This window comes from Winogradskyella wichelsiae, from assembly GCF_013403925.1.
Taxonomy (GTDB): Bacteria; Bacteroidota; Bacteroidia; order Flavobacteriales; family Flavobacteriaceae; genus Winogradskyella; species Winogradskyella wichelsiae.
The window spans coordinates 282,690-297,966 of sequence record NZ_JABFDJ010000003.1 but is presented as its reverse complement, the minus strand read 5'-3'; the positions used below and the strand labels follow the sequence as shown (position 1 = coordinate 297,966).

The 15,277-nt window shown below is 35.3% G+C and carries 12 protein-coding genes; 7 read left to right on the top strand and 5 right to left on the bottom strand.

Features of this window, described 5'->3' with window-relative positions:
- Positions 1 to 77 precede the first annotated feature (77 nt).
- Positions 78 to 419, top strand: coding sequence for a hypothetical protein (locus tag HM985_RS08585; protein WP_179375861.1), 342 nt, complete (start codon positions 78 to 80; stop codon positions 417 to 419).
- A 64-nt stretch (positions 420 to 483) separates the two neighbouring features.
- Here the strand turns inward: HM985_RS08585 and HM985_RS08580 are convergent, their stop codons facing one another.
- Both HM985_RS08580 and HM985_RS08575 read right to left on the bottom strand, forming a co-directional pair.
- Positions 484 to 672 (bottom strand): hypothetical protein, encoded by a 189-nt coding sequence (locus tag HM985_RS08580; protein WP_179375860.1) that lies wholly within the window; start codon positions 670 to 672, stop codon positions 484 to 486.
- A 20-nt stretch (positions 673 to 692) separates the two neighbouring features.
- Positions 693 to 1,958 carry an arylsulfotransferase family protein gene (locus HM985_RS08575; protein ID WP_246284980.1) on the bottom strand — a complete coding sequence of 422 codons (1,266 nt, stop codon included), beginning with the start codon at positions 1,956 to 1,958 and terminating at the stop codon, positions 693 to 695.
- A gap of 648 nt (positions 1,959 to 2,606) precedes the next feature.
- Between HM985_RS08575 and HM985_RS08570 the strand changes: the two genes are divergently transcribed.
- The 3 genes from HM985_RS08570 to ychF all read left to right on the top strand — a co-directional run bounded on the left by HM985_RS08570 (position 2,607) and on the right by ychF (position 7,965).
- Complete coding sequence (locus HM985_RS08570; RefSeq protein ID WP_179375859.1) at positions 2,607 to 3,053, top strand: response regulator; 447 nt, start codon at positions 2,607 to 2,609, stop codon at positions 3,051 to 3,053.
- Positions 3,054 to 3,060: 7 nt separating this feature from the next.
- Positions 3,061 to 6,648, top strand: coding sequence for a PAS domain S-box protein (locus HM985_RS08565; RefSeq protein ID WP_179375858.1), 3,588 nt, complete (start codon positions 3,061 to 3,063; stop codon positions 6,646 to 6,648).
- Between the two features lie 222 nt (positions 6,649 to 6,870).
- Complete coding sequence (gene ychF, locus HM985_RS08560; protein ID WP_179375857.1) at positions 6,871 to 7,965, top strand: redox-regulated ATPase YchF; 1,095 nt, start codon at positions 6,871 to 6,873, stop codon at positions 7,963 to 7,965.
- A 105-nt stretch (positions 7,966 to 8,070) separates the two neighbouring features.
- On the opposite strand, the gene HM985_RS08555 is transcribed toward ychF, so the two are convergent.
- Positions 8,071 to 8,898, bottom strand: coding sequence for a phosphatase PAP2 family protein (locus tag HM985_RS08555; RefSeq protein ID WP_179375856.1), 828 nt, complete (start codon positions 8,896 to 8,898; stop codon positions 8,071 to 8,073).
- Between the two features lie 207 nt (positions 8,899 to 9,105).
- On the opposite strand from HM985_RS08555, the gene HM985_RS08550 reads away from it, so the two are divergent.
- Genes HM985_RS08550 through HM985_RS08540 form a run of 3 tightly spaced genes read left to right on the top strand, consistent with a single transcriptional unit; the run spans position 9,106 to position 14,081 of the window.
- Positions 9,106 to 10,965, top strand: coding sequence for a DNA topoisomerase IV subunit B (locus HM985_RS08550; protein ID WP_179375855.1), 1,860 nt, complete (start codon positions 9,106 to 9,108; stop codon positions 10,963 to 10,965).
- Positions 10,962 to 11,435: a hypothetical protein gene (locus tag HM985_RS08545; RefSeq protein WP_179375854.1), complete on the top strand. Its 474-nt coding sequence runs from the start codon at positions 10,962 to 10,964 to the stop codon at positions 11,433 to 11,435. The genes HM985_RS08550 and HM985_RS08545 overlap by 4 nt, the downstream gene beginning before the upstream one ends.
- Positions 11,436 to 14,081: a DNA gyrase/topoisomerase IV subunit A gene (locus HM985_RS08540; RefSeq protein WP_179375853.1), complete on the top strand. Its 2,646-nt coding sequence runs from the start codon at positions 11,436 to 11,438 to the stop codon at positions 14,079 to 14,081.
- A 106-nt stretch (positions 14,082 to 14,187) separates the two neighbouring features.
- Here the strand turns inward: HM985_RS08540 and HM985_RS08535 are convergent, their stop codons facing one another.
- Both HM985_RS08535 and HM985_RS08530 read right to left on the bottom strand, forming a co-directional pair.
- Positions 14,188 to 14,574: a hypothetical protein gene (locus HM985_RS08535; RefSeq protein WP_179375852.1), complete on the bottom strand. Its 387-nt coding sequence runs from the start codon at positions 14,572 to 14,574 to the stop codon at positions 14,188 to 14,190.
- Positions 14,575 to 14,614: 40 nt separating this feature from the next.
- Positions 14,615 to 15,058, bottom strand: coding sequence for a helix-turn-helix domain-containing protein (locus tag HM985_RS08530; protein WP_179375851.1), 444 nt, complete (start codon positions 15,056 to 15,058; stop codon positions 14,615 to 14,617).
- Between the last annotated feature and the right edge of the window lie 219 nt (positions 15,059 to 15,277).

The following is a 15,277-nucleotide window of genomic DNA, read 5'->3' as shown; positions in this document are numbered from 1 at the left end:
CGCATACTGAAGCAGTTTTAGTAGGTCAGATTTAAATATTGAATTTGGCCTTTATGCCTTAATTGATTTATAATATTATGGAAAAGAACGAATTTTTAGAACAACATATATTTACCGGTTTAGAAAACATCAATGATGGTTATGAATCAGAAGTGACACATTATTTTTCGGAAGCAGCATTTGCAACCGTTTTAGAACGAGCAGCACATTTTGGTCTTGGAATCTATGTTATAGAAGCTCGTTTAGAAGGTGCCGTTTTTGGAACATATGGGCACGACAAAGCTAAGAAGAAAGCTACAGACCCCAAATGGTATACGCAAGCCTTATCTGATTTTAAGAAGCGCCAAGCTGATTTGGTTTATGGGGCGACTTATAAAGTTTCTCAAAAACTGTTAGATCGTAACAGTGAGAGTGCATAGTTTCTAAGTTTGCTCTCAAATTAATATCGAAATCCTGAGTCTTTGGCTTGGGATTTTTTTTAGATTATAAACGTGCTTCATATTGGTTTGGTTGGTTCGGAAAGCACACGTAAGCCTTTATGGTGATTACTGTAAAGGTGGCATATCGTTGGTGTATTATGATGTGTTTGTATCTGGTTTGCGCTGATTGGTATGGATTTGGATTTCTTTTACATAAAAAAATGACTTTTACTAAGGCTTTAGTAAAAGTCATTTTTTTAAGGGCTTTATTTTTTAATTCACGCCTAAAAAAGTAAGTCGATCGTCATCTACAGGTATGGAGTAAACTCTCCAGAGGGTATCGTATCCGGCATATTTCCATAATACTTCACCGCTATCCGAAACTTCCCATACTGTTCCGTCTCTACCTTCGGCAATAAGCGTGTTTCCGTTAGGTGTACGTACGGCTCCTCCTAATCCGGAGCTGTATAGTTCTGAATCAGTGAATGACCATACCAATTCTGGTTCGTTATCTTCACCAGCAACAAGTTGATAAGGTGGATTTAATTGGTATTCAAAAACCGCCGATTGGTTATCGTAAATATTGTTAGAAAACACTAACATGTTTCCTGTATCTAACAAATTAGGATAATGTACATCGTTTATGGTGACGTCTCCTACGTTATCGTAAGCTAGTGGGTTACCAAAACGGTACACTAAATCTCCACCTAAATTATAGTTTCCGCCCGTACTTGTTGTTGCTTGGGCTGTAGTTGTGCTGTGGTCTATCACCCATATCTCGCTATAGTTATTAATTGTGAGATAGATAATGTTATTTGTTTCATCTACAGTAATACCATTAGCATGCATGATATCTCCATTGGCTTGCCCACTGTTGTAGTTAATGTCTATTTTGTTAGGGTTGTCTTGTACGGTACCATAATTAAGTTTCGCACTGTCATGATCTTGAATTAAATGATCTGTAGCATGCCATTCCCAAACGATTTCTTGGGTTACAGGATTCATTTCAATGATCGCTTCAGGATAAATGTCTTGACTACCTGAAAATCCCATTTCTGTTGCATCACTAACTAGAAGCTGTTCCCATACGGGGAATATAATATTTCCATTAGCTAAGTAATCTACATCATGATGGGCTGTTTGCGTGGTAGAACTGTAAGACACTTCCCAATCTGTTGTTTGGTCGGCATTTATTTTTTGAAATACACCACCATACCCTCCAAAGGTAATGGCCGCATCGTTGGCTTTTAAACACACTAACATACTACCGTCATCTAATAGACTGGCATCATTGCCTATTGCGGCATCAAAGTCCCAACTAAATATTTCATCACCATCGTGATTAATTATATCTGCACCTTGCCCTGTTTGGTCTACCACCAAAATATAGGTTGAGGTATCTGTTCCTGTTGTAGTATCGGTATCACTACCGTCGCTACTTTCAATATCATCATCATTACATGCTGTAAATAGTGCCATAACGGCTAATAAGGCTAAAGACGTAACGCTAGCTGAATTCATTTTCAATGTGTTTTTCATAGGATCTATTTTTATGTTGTGTATTTAGATGTCGTTTTTAGTAAAAACACGCGCTTGGTTATGAAAATAATGTGGATTTTTATTATAATCAACTTTTAGTTAGTAGGTTGTATGTAGTTTTTTTAGTTTTTTTGTTCTGTTTTGTATCTATTGTGCTAGCTAATTATTGGATAAATTTTGTCACCTTTAATTCTATTGCGATCAAAAAATAGAACCTCTTATTGTTTTAATATTTGAAAAAGTTCTTATAGAAGTCCAAGTCGCCACGTTTTAAAATTAGAATGCAATGCCGTGTTTTGTCTTGTTTGTAAAGTTTCAAAATAGCCGTTAACAAAAGAGATGATTCCTGTAAAAGAACCTTACAAGTTTGTTAATTTATTTGTAGATTTCGTTTGAGAATTAAGGGTAACAATTTATTAACTGTTTTTAATACTTGAGCTCTAGTTTTGTAACGTTTAATGTGCTTAATTTTATGCTATATAAAACAAAAAAAGCGTCGTAAATATATTTTATAAGGGTTAATTGACACTTTAATAAAATAAAGTTATTTTATTATTCTTAAATTTTTAATATTAATTTGCATCTCGTAAGAATATTATTTTAAATCACTTGATTGGGAGGTATATGCCCATCTTGAAACTCTGTAACATGGAAAATACTAAGCTTCACCTTTTGCTTGCTGATGATGATATTGACGATTGCGACTTCTTTACGGAAGCTGTAGATGAAATATCTAGTACCCTTACACTTTCGGTTTTAAATGACGGTGTAGCCCTTATGGATTTTTTATTGGCAGCGGACAACCCTGTTCCTCATCTTGTTTTTTTAGATATTAATATGCCTCGAAAATCGGGGAGCGAATGTTTAGAAGCTATGAAGTCTTCGGTTAAATTAAAGGCTATTCCTGTTGTTATTTATTCTACTTCGTTAGATCGTACGGTTGTTAATCATCTCTATGATTTAGGCGCCCATTATTACATACAAAAGCCCTGTGAATTCACTAATATAAAAAAGGCGATTACTAAAGCCATTTCGCAGGTTACTGCGCTTGAAACGTCAAAGCGTTCGAGAGCTCAATTTATTATTGAACCTTAATTATTGCATGAGTATTAAAGCTGAACAATTTAATTTTTTAGAAGGAGGCGGTGCTGTTGGAGCCCATATTAGAACTAAAGATTGGAGTACTACGTCTTTAGGAGCCCCAGAAACTTGGCCAGAATCTTTAAGGACTATGGTAAGGACTATGTTAGACCATCCTTTTGGAATGTGTATTGCCTGGGGCCCCTCATACACTCAAATTTACAATACGGGTTATCTCCAGTTATTAGATCGCACTAAACACCCTGATGCTTTAGGACGAAGTATAAGAGACACTTTGGAGGAGGTTTGGGATCCTATTGGTACACTGTTGGATAAGGCGATGAAAGGCGAAGCCGCTCGGTTTTCAGATTTTTTGCTGCCTTTAAATCAGAATGGAGACGTTGAAAGTTGCTATTTTGATTTAGCTTTTAGTCCTATTAAGCTAGTCTCTGGAGCCGTTGGAGGTGTCCTAATCACTATTGTTGATGTGCCCCATAAAAGACAGATAGAAGGCGAACAGAAGGCTCATGAAAATGAATTGGAGTTTGTATTGGAAGCCTCTAAACTAGCAACCTACGATTATAACCCGCTCACTAACATATTCACTTGCAACTCCAGATTAAAAGTCTGGTTTGGTTTGCCTGATGAAGCAGAACTAGCACTCAGTGATGCCCTTAATGCCGTTGCTAAAAATGATAAGGAACGCGTTTCTAATGCGATTAAAGACGCCTTAGAATACCGTTCAGGAGGTAATTATGATATCGAATATGCCATTATCAACCCACTCACCTCAAAAGAAACCATTGTTTATGCCAGAGGTCGTGCTTGGTTTAATGCCCATCAAGTAGCCTACCGGTTAACAGGTACCTTAGAAGATGTAACGGATCGAGTTATAGCCCGAAAGAAAATAGAAGAAAGCGAGCGAAATCTACGCCTTATGATTCTTCAGGCACCCGTGGCTATATCTATATTTAGAGATAGTGATTATAAGGTTGAAATTGCGAATAAATACGCTTTAGAATTATGGGGGAAAACAGCAGCAGAGGTTCTTAATATTTCGATTTTTGATGCCATGCCAGAATTAATCTCTCAAGGTATAAAGGAATTGTTAGATGCTGTTTCTGAGACAGGTCGCCGCTACGCGACCTCTGAGCGTCCTCTTCAAATTAAAAGAAAAGGAATTTTAGAGACCATATATATCAATTTTTCTTACGAAGCCCTTTATGATTCTGAATTAAACATTAATGGTATTATGGCCATAGGGTATGATGTTACCTCACAGGTTTTAGCTCGAAAAAAGGTGGAAGAAAGTGAACAAAATATGCGTGCTTTAGTTGATAGTGCACCATTTCCGATAGGGGTTTTTGCAGGGGAGGAAATGCGTATAACGCTTGCTAATCAGTCTATTATGGATGTCTGGGGAAAAGGAAATGATGTGGTTGGAGAATTATTTACCAATATATTACCCGAAGTTGATAACCTGCCTGTTTTTGAGCAAGTGCAACAGGTGCTGCGCACCGGAGTACCATTTCATGCTAAAAATGAATATGCCGATATTTTAACCCACGGCGTACTAAAACGCGGCTATTTTAATTATAATTTCACACCTATTAGAGATGCCGACGGCCATGTTCACTCTGTAATGAATACCGCAGCCGATGTTACCGAATTGAATGAAGCCAAGCAAAAAGTAGAAGAAAGTGAGAAACGCTTTAGAAGTTCTGTAATGCAAGCTCCGTTAGGTATTGTTGTTTTTAGAGGTCCTGAGAATGTTATAGAAATGGCCAATGCTAGTTATTTGCAAATTATAGATAAAACAGAAACAGAATTTGTAGGGAAACCACTTTTTGAAAGTTTGCCAGAAGTTGAAGAAGCTATAGCTCCTATTATAGCCGCTATTTATGATACCGGAAATGATTTTTATGGTTATGAGTTTCCAATAGGGTTAACGCGTAAAGGGAAAACAAAAGTTAGCTATTTTAACTTTGTTTACCATCCGTTAAAGGAAAATAACGTTATTACAGGTATTATGGTTGTTGCTACAGAAGTCACAGCTACTGTAAAAGCGAAGCATCTTATAGAAGAAAATGAAGAGAAATTAAAACTTGTTATAGAAGCTAGTGAGCTAGGAATTTGGGATTTGAATCTTAGAACTCAGGCGATGGAGGCATCGGATCGTTGTTATGATATTTTAGGTTTTTCTGATGGCAATGCCTTAACACAAGAAAAGTTAATTTCTTTTGTACACCCTGATGATGTAGATCTTAGAGAAAAGGCTTTTGAAAAAGCGTTTATATCGGGTGTATTACATTACCAAGTTCGGATAATAGGAGAAGATCAAGTGCTGCGTTGGAAAGATGTAAAAGGCAAAGTTTTTTATGATGCTGATAATGTGCCAGAACGTATGCTTGGTACAGTTAGAGATATTACAGAAGAACGAAACTTTCATCAGCAGTTATTAGATCGTGAAGAGAAGTTTAGGCTTTTGGCAGATTCTATGCCGCAATTTATTTGGACCTCAGATCCGGAGGGGCATCTTAATTATTTTAATCAATCGGTTTTTGATTTTTCAGGATTGACTTTAGAGCAGATAGAAAAAGATGGTTGGTTACAAATGATACACCCCGATGATAGCGCCGAAAATATACGGGTGTGGAATGAGACCATTAACTTGGGCAAGGATTTTTTATTAGAACATCGTTTCCGTAAGCATGATGGAGAATACCGTTGGCAGTTAAGCCGTGCTATCCCTCAGAAGGATGCTAATGGAGTTATTAAAATGTGGGTAGGTACCAGTACCGACATTCAAGAACAAAAAGAATCTACAACCAAGCTTGAAAATATGGTGCAGCAGCGTACTAACGAGTTGCAACAAAAGAATGTAGATTTGGAAAAAATGAATAAAGAGTTGCAGTCTTTCGTCTATATCTCTAGTCATGATTTGCAAGAACCTTTGCGAAAGATTCAGACCTTTGCCTCGCGCATAAAAGAAAAGGAGTTAGATCGTTTATCTGATAGTGGTAGGAATTATTTTTCTAGAATGCAGGTGTCCGCTTCTAGGATGCAAAATTTAATACAAGATTTAATAGCTTATTCTAGAACCAATCCTCAGGTGAGCACTTTTGATGTTTATAGTCTTGAAGCGATTATTGATGATGCTAAAGAAACGCTAAGCGAAGAGCTGGAAGATAACGAGGTGTTCTTTGAGCTTGAGGATATTTGTGATGTTAACATTATTGTTGTGCAGTTTCAGCAGGTGATTTTAAACTTGATTAGTAATTCTATTAAATTCTCTAAAGGAGATGTCCCCGTACATATAAAGATTAGTTGCGACATCTTAAAAGGAAAAGATACTGGTATTGCATCTTTAAAACCAGATTCTAACTATTGCCATATACGTTTTTCTGATAATGGTATTGGTTTTGAACAAGAATACCACGAAAGGATTTTTGAAGTTTTTCAACGTCTACATACTAGAGAAGATTATTCGGGTACAGGTATTGGTTTGGCTATTGTAAAACGTATTATAGAAAACCATGAAGGCTTTATTAGTGCTAAGAGTGGGTTAGGAGAAGGAGCTGTTTTTAATATTTATATTCCTGCGCCTTAATTATAAGCTTATAAATTATGATGTTTTATTATGTAAGAATACGCCAACTTATAAATTCATATAGAAAGCCTGAGCCTGTGGCATGAGAAATTTTGAACCCAAAATCATTTCAAAAAATATAATTCAAACTATTCTATGAATTAACTACATTTGCACTCGCAAAATTTGCGATAATTAATTAACAAGATTCCCTAATTTAGGGAATGAAAAACAAGTTTTTCGATGAAAGCAGGAATCGTAGGATTACCAAACGTAGGAAAGTCAACCTTATTTAACTGTTTATCTAATGCCAAAGCGCAGAGTGCTAACTTTCCGTTTTGTACTATAGAACCTAATATTGGTGTGGTAAATGTGCCAGATCCAAGATTAGAGAAATTAGAAGAATTGGTAAACCCGGAGCGTGTTATGCCAGCAACTGTAGAGATTGTTGATATTGCAGGTTTAGTAAAAGGAGCTTCTAAAGGTGAAGGTTTAGGGAATCAGTTTTTAGCTAACATTAGAGAAACCGATGCTATTTTGCATGTATTGCGTTGTTTTGATGATCCTAACATTATTCATGTTGATGGTTCTGTAGACCCTATTAGAGATAAGGAAACTATTGATATGGAATTACAGTTAAAAGATTTAGATACTGTAGATAAAAAATTAGATAAAGTAAAGCGTGCTGCAAAAACTGGTAATAAAGAAGCGCAAAAAGAAGAAGCAGTACTTTTAAAAATAAAAGAAAACTTAGAAGCAGGAGTCTCTATAAGAGCTTTAGAATTTTCTGAAGAAGATTATGAAGATTTCGTTGTGCCTTCTCAGTTTATTACCGATAAGCCTGTTATGTATGTTTGTAATGTGGATGAAAGCGCTGCAACTACAGGAAATGCTTATGTAGATAAAGTAAAAGACGCTGTAAAAGACGAAAACGCTGAGGTTTTAGTGTTGGCTGTTGGTACAGAAGCAGATATTAACGAATTAGACGATTATGAAGAGCGCCAGATGTTTTTATCTGATATTGGTTTGGAAGAGCCAGGTTCTGCGAAGTTGATTCGTTCGGCATACAAATTATTAAATCAGCAAACGTATTTTACGGCTGGAGTAAAAGAGGTACGTGCTTGGACAGTAAATGTTGGTGCAACAGGCCCTCAGGCCGCAGGAGTTATTCATACGGATTTTGAAAAAGGTTTTATTAGAGCAGAGGTTATCGCTTACAATGATTTTGTAGAATTTGGAAGTGAAGCTAAAGTGAAAGAAGCTGGTAAAATGCGTGTAGAAGGAAAGAACTACGTGGTAAAAGATGGTGATGTTATGCATTTCTTATTTAACGTTTAGGTTATTTTTGGCTGCCCGTTTGTAGCTGATTTTTAAATATATAAATGTGTATTTGTAATCGTTTTTCTATTATGGATATACATTTTTTTTTAGTATTTATTGAGTTTAAAAAGTGTAGTTAACGCTAAATCCTTGGTAAGTATCACCAAAGCGTGTTTGGCCCATAACAGGTGAAAACCCAAATTTGGCATCATCCTTACGTTTGTGTAATTCTGGAATATAATAGCCCGCAAGTGCGCCTAGTGTATAGCCTAATAAAACATCGGTTAAAAAGTGTTCACCAGCCTCTAATCTTAAATAACCAACGGCGGCGGGCAATACTATAGCACCAGCCCAAACGTATGGGATTCCCGCAGAATCTGGATTAAAATCTTGAAATGCTTTTGCTGTAAAAAATGTCGCTGTCGCTGTCGCTGCTACATGTCCAGAGTAAAAAGAACGTTGTCCGTTTTTAGACAAGCGTTTAAAATCTGAGTTGTCAGTATCATAAACATAAGGACGCGAACGGTTGGCTAATCCAGCAGTAATGGTATAAAGCGCACCAGTTGTAGCCATACTTTCTAAATAAATTCCTAACACTTGAGCGGTATGGTCATTTACTTCATCATCTAAAAGTAAGACCAATGGCGCTGCAAATGAGAGCGCAAAAGGTATGTCGCTTAGTGCTCTGGCATTATCAGAGTTGTTACCAGCAGCCCAACGGTCTAATCCGTTAATATTGTTTTGATTGTTAACTATATTTGTGAGTTCTGTTTGGGTTAGATCGTCTTTATTTTTAATGATAGACAATCCGTAAGCACTTGCTCCAAGCGCTGATACTGTCCATATACCATCTCGTGTCCATTTCCATTCGTATGGGGACACCGATTTTTGCTGTGCCATTACTGGAAGGTTTAAGAGTGCTATAATTAATGTTATGACAAATATTTTCATGGTCTTGTTTCTTACAGGTTTTTTACAAAATTATCAGTTGCAATAGATTTGATTTGTTCATAAGAATTGAATGTTGACCCGTTTACCGAGATTGTAGTGTGCATACAGTTATTAAAGCTATTTTGTTAATTACTTTAGTACTCTATTATTTCATTTTTTAAGGTATAGTATTATATTAGCCCTTCATCTTAACACTTGCCCAACTCTATGTCAGAACAGACGGATTATACTGAAGATAACATACGCTCACTCGATTGGAAAGAACACATCCGAATGCGACCAGGTATGTATATCGGAAAGTTAGGAGATGGATCCTCTCCTGATGATGGTATTTACATTTTACTAAAAGAAGTCTTAGATAACTCCATTGACGAATATGTGATGGGAGCAGGAAAGACGATTGAAATTTCTATTCAAGGAGAACGCGTTATTGTCCGTGATTACGGACGTGGTATTCCTTTAGGGAAAGTCGTAGATGTGGTATCTAAAATGAATACGGGAGGTAAGTATGATTCTAAAGCCTTTAAAAAATCGGTAGGTTTAAATGGTGTCGGTACCAAAGCGGTAAATGCACTCTCTTCTTATTTTAGAGTTGAGTCTACCAGAGATAATAAATCCGCCTCAGCAGAATTTAATCAAGGAAATCTTACCAATCAAGATCTTTTAGAAGATACCTCTCGAAGAAAAGGAACGAAAGTGTCTTTTATTCCTGATGAAATTATATTTAAAAATTACAAGTATCGTAGCGAGTATGTTGTTAAGATGCTTAAAAATTATGTTTATTTAAATCCGGGATTGACGATTGTTTTTAACGGTGAAAAGTTTTATAGTGAAAACGGTTTAAAGGATTTGTTATCTGAGAATATTAAGGATACTGATATGTTGTATCCAATTATTCATCTTAAGGGTAATGATATTGAAATTGCCATAACACATAGTAAAACACAATATAGTGAAGAGTATCATTCTTTTGTAAATGGGCAAAACACGACTCAGGGTGGAACGCACTTAGCAGCCTATAGAGAATCTATAGTAAAAACCATTAGAGAATTTTATGGTAAAAACTATGAAGCATCAGATGTTAGGAAATCAGTAGTAACGGCGATTGCCATTAAAGTTATGGAACCTGTTTTTGAGAGTCAGACCAAAACAAAATTAGGTTCTACAGATATGGGAGGCGAATTGCCAACGGTAAGAACTTATATTAATGATTTTGTAAAAACCTATTTAGATAATTTTTTACACAAGAATCCGGATTCTGCTGAAAAGCTTCAACGTAAAATTCTGCAAGCAGAACGCGAACGTAAGGAATTATCCGGAATTCGAAAATTAGCAAAAGATAGAGCCAAAAAAGCCAGTTTACATAATAAGAAATTACGCGATTGCCGTGTACATTTTGGAGATATAAAGCATGATCGAAATTTAGAATCGACTTTATTTATTACCGAGGGAGATTCTGCATCAGGTAGTATTACAAAGTCGCGCGATGTAAATACGCAAGCTGTTTTTAGTTTAAAAGGAAAGCCTTTAAATTGTTATGGATTAAGTAAAAAGATTGTTTATGAAAATGAAGAATTTAATTTACTTCAAGCCGCTTTAAATATAGAAGAGTCTTTAGAAGACTTACGTTATAACAATGTAGTAATTGCAACTGATGCCGATGTCGATGGTATGCATATTCGTTTATTGTTGATAACGTTTTTCTTGCAATTCTTTCCTGAAGTCATAAAAGATGGACATTTGTATATTTTGCAAACCCCATTATTTAGAGTTCGAAATAAAAAAGAAACCATCTATTGTTATTCTGAAGAAGAACGACGCGATGCGATGGAAAAACTAAAACCAAAACCAGAGATTACTCGATTTAAAGGTTTGGGTGAAATTTCGCCAGATGAGTTTGTCCACTTTATAGGAGAAGACATTCGTTTAGATCCTGTGATGTTAGATAAAGATATGTCCATTGAAGAATTGTTATCTTTCTATATGGGAAAAAATACACCAACACGTCAAGAATTTATAATTGACAATCTTAAAGTTGAATTAGATGTTGTTGAAGATGCTTTATGAGAACAGATAATAGGGAAATAAAAAACACTATCATTTCTATCTATTTTATAATATTAGTCGTGGCTATTTTATTAGCAACTATTTTTAAGTCTTATCATTTAGTAGAAGGAAGTTCTTTGTATGTTCTATTGGGTTTATTAATAGCTGTGGTTATTGTACATTTTGTAGCGCGTTTTTTTGAATATGATAGTGATGGAGCCAATGTTATTATTACCAATAGTGGATTGATATTAAATGATTATTTTAATTATCGAGAAAATAAAGTTGAAGTCGCTAGAAATAAATTAACAGGTTATAAGATTGTTAATTATTATTTATATAAGAGTCTAATTGTTTATACTACAAATAGTAAGGGGCAAGTTTCAAAGGAGCGCTTTAATATTACACTTTTGAAACGTAAAAAAGTAAGATACGTAAGGCAGTCTTTAAAAAAGATTATAAAAGAAAATAAATCGCACAAATTAGGATAGATGGCAGAAGAAGAACATGAAGAATTTATAAATGAGGATACCGGTAATCAGGAGACTATTACCAAAGTTACCGGAATGTATAAAGAATGGTTTTTAGACTATGCTTCTTATGTTATTTTAGAACGAGCAGTTCCGGCAATTGAAGATGGTTTTAAGCCTGTTCAACGCCGTATCATGCATTCTATGAAGGATTTAGATGATGGTCGCTACAATAAGGTGGCGAATATTGTTGGTCATACTATGCAATATCACCCTCACGGTGATGCAAGTATTGCAGATGCTATGGTGCAGATTGGTCAGAAAGATTTATTAATTGATACCCAAGGAAACTGGGGGAATATATTAACAGGAGATCGTGCTGCAGCATCACGTTATATTGAAGCCCGACTTTCTAAGTTTGCTATGGATGTGGTTTATAATCCTAAAATTACAGAATGGCAATCTTCTTATGACGGTCGTAGAAAAGAACCTATTAATTTACCCGTAATGTTTCCGCTGTTGTTAGCTCAAGGTGGTGAAGGTATTGCTGTTGGTTTGTCTACAAAAATATTACCTCATAATTTTATAGAACTGATTGATGCCTCTGTGAAGCATTTAAAAGGAAAACGTTTTACGATCTTACCCGATTTTCCGACAGCAGGTATTGCCGATTTTACTAATTACAATGATGGTTTACGTGGCGGGAAAGTAAGAGTGCGGGCTTTAGTCTCTCAACGTGATAAAAACACTTTGGTTATTACAGAGATTCCATTTGGTACTACGACCACTTCGCTTATAGATTCTATTTTAAAAGCGAATGACAAAGGTAAAATAAAAATAAAAAAGATTGAAGACAATACAGCTGCTAAAGTTGAAATCTTAATTCACTTGCCTGCTGGATTGTCACCAGATAAAACTATTGATGCTCTTTTTGCATTTACAAGCTGTGAAACTTCAATTTCACCATTAGGTTGTGTTATTGAAGATAACAAACCTTATTTTGTAGGAGTCACTGAAATGTTGCGTCGTTCTACAGATAATACAGTTCAACTTTTAAAAAGTGAGTTAGAAATAAAATTAAGCGAATTTCAAGAACAGTGGCATTTTGCATCTTTGGAGCGTATTTTTATTGATAAGAGAATTTACCGTGATATTGAGGAAGAGGAAACTTGGGATGGAGTTATTGCGGCAATTGATCGCGGACTTCAGCCGCACATCAAACATTTAAAACGTGAGATAACTGTTGAGGATATTACGCGTTTAACTGAAATAAGAATTAAACGTATTTCAAAATTTGATATTGATAAAGCGCAACAAAAGATTGATGCTTTAGAAGATCAGATCGCTGAAGTAAAACATCACTTAGAGCACTTAATCGATTATGCTATAGCGTTTTTTGAGCGTTTAAGAAAAGATTACGGTGAAGGAAAGGAGCGTAAAACTGAAATCAGAATCTTTGATGATGTTGATGCTACTAAGGTTGTGATAAGAAACACAAAGCTTTATGTAAATAGAGCAGAAGGTTTTATTGGAACCTCATTAAAGCGTGACGAATATGTTTGTGACTGTAGTGATATCGATGATATTATTGTATTTACAAATCAAGGTACTATGATGGTGACCAAAGTAGATTCTAAAACCTTTATTGGTAAGAATATTATTCATGTTGCTGTTTTTAAGAAAAAAGATAAGCGTACCATTTATAACCTCATTTACCGTGATGGCAAAACAGGACCTTCTTATGTAAAACGATTTGCAGTAACAAGTATGACGCGGGATCGTGAATACGATTTAACGAATGGAACCAAAGGTTCTGCGTTATGGTATTTTTCAGCGAACCCTAATGGAGAAGCCGAAGTTGTAACTATAATGTTACGCCAAGTTGGTAGTATAAAGAAGTTGAAATGGGATTTGGATTTTGCTGATGTTCTTATAAAAGGTAGGGTTTCAAAAGGGAATACCGTCACAAAATATGCAATAAAACGTGTTGAGCTGAAAGAAAAAGGAGTTTCGACGTTGAAGCCACGAAAAATTTGGTTCGATGATACGGTTCGTCGTTTAAATGTGGATGGAAGAGGTGAATTAATTGGTGAGTTTAGAGGAGAAGATCGATTGCTGATTATTAATCAATCTGGTATTGTCAAAACCATTACACCAGAGTTGACAGCGCATTTTGATAATGACATGATTGTTATGGAAAAATGGGTTCCCAAAAAGCCGATTTCAGTAATTTATTACGATGGAGAAAAAGAGCGGTATTATGTAAAACGATTTATAGTTGAGCATGAAGGTCGGGAAGAAGATTTTATTTCTGACCATCCCGATTCTCAGATAGAGATTGTTTCTACTGATTGGCGTCCAATTGCGGAGGTTGAATTTACAAAAGAACGTAGTAAAGAACGTAAGCCAAACCTAGAAGTTAACCTTGAAGAATTTATTTCAGTAAAAGGGATTACTGCCTTAGGTAATCAGTTAACTAGAGATAAAATAAACCAAGTTAACTTGCTAGAATCGTTGCCTTATGAGTTAGAAGATTCTGAAGAAGCGGTAACGGTTGTTGATACGGAAAGCTCAAAATCTCCCAGCGGTTCAGAGTCTCAAGCTGATAATGAAGACCAAGCTGATAATGAAGACCAAGGGGATCAAAGTCAAGGTTCCTTATTTTAATCTTATTAATTATTTTCCTTATAAAAAAAGCTGAAGTGATAGAAATCACTTCAGCTTTTTTTATAATTAAAAACCCACTTCCTTGTTGTTCTAGATCTTGTAGGTTTTAATTGACTCTTCTTGCTGTACCTTTTTCTACGCGAGAAGGTCTATTAGCTCTCTTTATAGCGCGTTTGTACTCGAAAGTATATGAATCTTCAGATGTAGAAAGAATCTTCATGTGGATCGCTTCTTTTTCAGCATTACTTGTTGGGTGTAGTTTTTTTAAAATAAACTCACAGTCGTTAATCCATCTTACAGAAGAAGAATCTTCAACTCCTTCATGGTAATCTATATTAAGGTCTTCTGTTCTCTTGAATCGGCTTGTTCGCTCAGTACCGTCTATGGTGTAACTAAACTCAAAAGTTCCTGTTTTAAAATCAGAACAATTACGTTCTGCTGTGTAGCAGCTGGTTAATAAACATAGGGCGAGTATAGGTAAGAGTAGTTTCATAATAATCTTTTGACAAAGATAATCAATAGCTCAATTAAAATTAAGGCTTATAGCTCTTAAAAGTTCCATTATTATAAAAGATGACTATTTTTTCTATTTCAGAATCTAAACCTAGATTCTGATTGTAATTTGGTGTTGGCTCATTGTGTCTGGTTTCGGTTTCTTGTTTGTGAATTTCGGGAGGTAGTTTAAGATTTGGAGTCGCTGGTGTTATTGGTTCTTGTGTTTTAGGTATTGGCGCTTGGGGAGTGTTAGGGTGGTATGGAAATGTTCCTTTGCCATTTAAGAGCCAGTATAATTCTACCTCAGGATATGTGTCTAAAACTTTCATAACAAAGTCTAAACTTGGTTTATTTCTTCCAGATAAAATGTGAGAAATACTAGAGCGTTGTACACCTATTTTTTCGGCAAAACTAGATGCGGATTCGTTGTAAAAATCTATAACTTTTTGTAAACGTTTTGTAAATTCTTCAGTGTTTATCATTGTAAACAATTTGTAGTATTAGTCGCTTGCACAAATGTAAACAATATGATTAATATATCCTAAGTAAAGAGTTTCTTTAGTAATTAACTATTAAAGTCTTTGTTCTGTTAACACCTTAAATCAACTGATATATAATGTTTTAAGTGCAATTTATTAAAAACTAATAAGATTTAGAATCTACCTGTTATATTGATGGCGTATAGAAAGTATTAGGTGTTT

What these genes read in the sequence shown, in the direction of transcription:
- HM985_RS08585 (WP_179375861.1), top strand. Translation starts at nt 78, where the DNA reads ATGGAAAAGAACGAATTTTTAGAACAACATATATTTACCGGTTTAGAA.
- HM985_RS08540 (WP_179375853.1), top strand. Translation starts at nt 11,436, where the DNA reads ATGGCAGAAGAAGAACATGAAGAATTTATAAATGAGGATACCGGTAAT.
- HM985_RS08545 (WP_179375854.1), top strand. Translation starts at nt 10,962, where the DNA reads ATGAGAACAGATAATAGGGAAATAAAAAACACTATCATTTCTATCTAT.
- HM985_RS08535 (WP_179375852.1), bottom strand. Translation starts at nt 14,574, where the DNA reads ATGAAACTACTCTTACCTATACTCGCCCTATGTTTATTAACCAGCTGC.
- HM985_RS08570 (WP_179375859.1), top strand. Translation starts at nt 2,607, where the DNA reads ATGGAAAATACTAAGCTTCACCTTTTGCTTGCTGATGATGATATTGAC.
- HM985_RS08550 (WP_179375855.1), top strand. Translation starts at nt 9,106, where the DNA reads ATGTCAGAACAGACGGATTATACTGAAGATAACATACGCTCACTCGAT.
- ychF (WP_179375857.1), top strand. Translation starts at nt 6,871, where the DNA reads ATGAAAGCAGGAATCGTAGGATTACCAAACGTAGGAAAGTCAACCTTA.
- HM985_RS08575 (WP_246284980.1), bottom strand. Translation starts at nt 1,958, where the DNA reads ATGAAAAACACATTGAAAATGAATTCAGCTAGCGTTACGTCTTTAGCC.
- HM985_RS08530 (WP_179375851.1), bottom strand. Translation starts at nt 15,058, where the DNA reads ATGATAAACACTGAAGAATTTACAAAACGTTTACAAAAAGTTATAGAT.
- HM985_RS08565 (WP_179375858.1), top strand. Translation starts at nt 3,061, where the DNA reads ATGAGTATTAAAGCTGAACAATTTAATTTTTTAGAAGGAGGCGGTGCT.
- HM985_RS08555 (WP_179375856.1), bottom strand. Translation starts at nt 8,898, where the DNA reads ATGAAAATATTTGTCATAACATTAATTATAGCACTCTTAAACCTTCCA.
- HM985_RS08580 (WP_179375860.1), bottom strand. Translation starts at nt 672, where the DNA reads ATGACTTTTACTAAAGCCTTAGTAAAAGTCATTTTTTTATGTAAAAGA.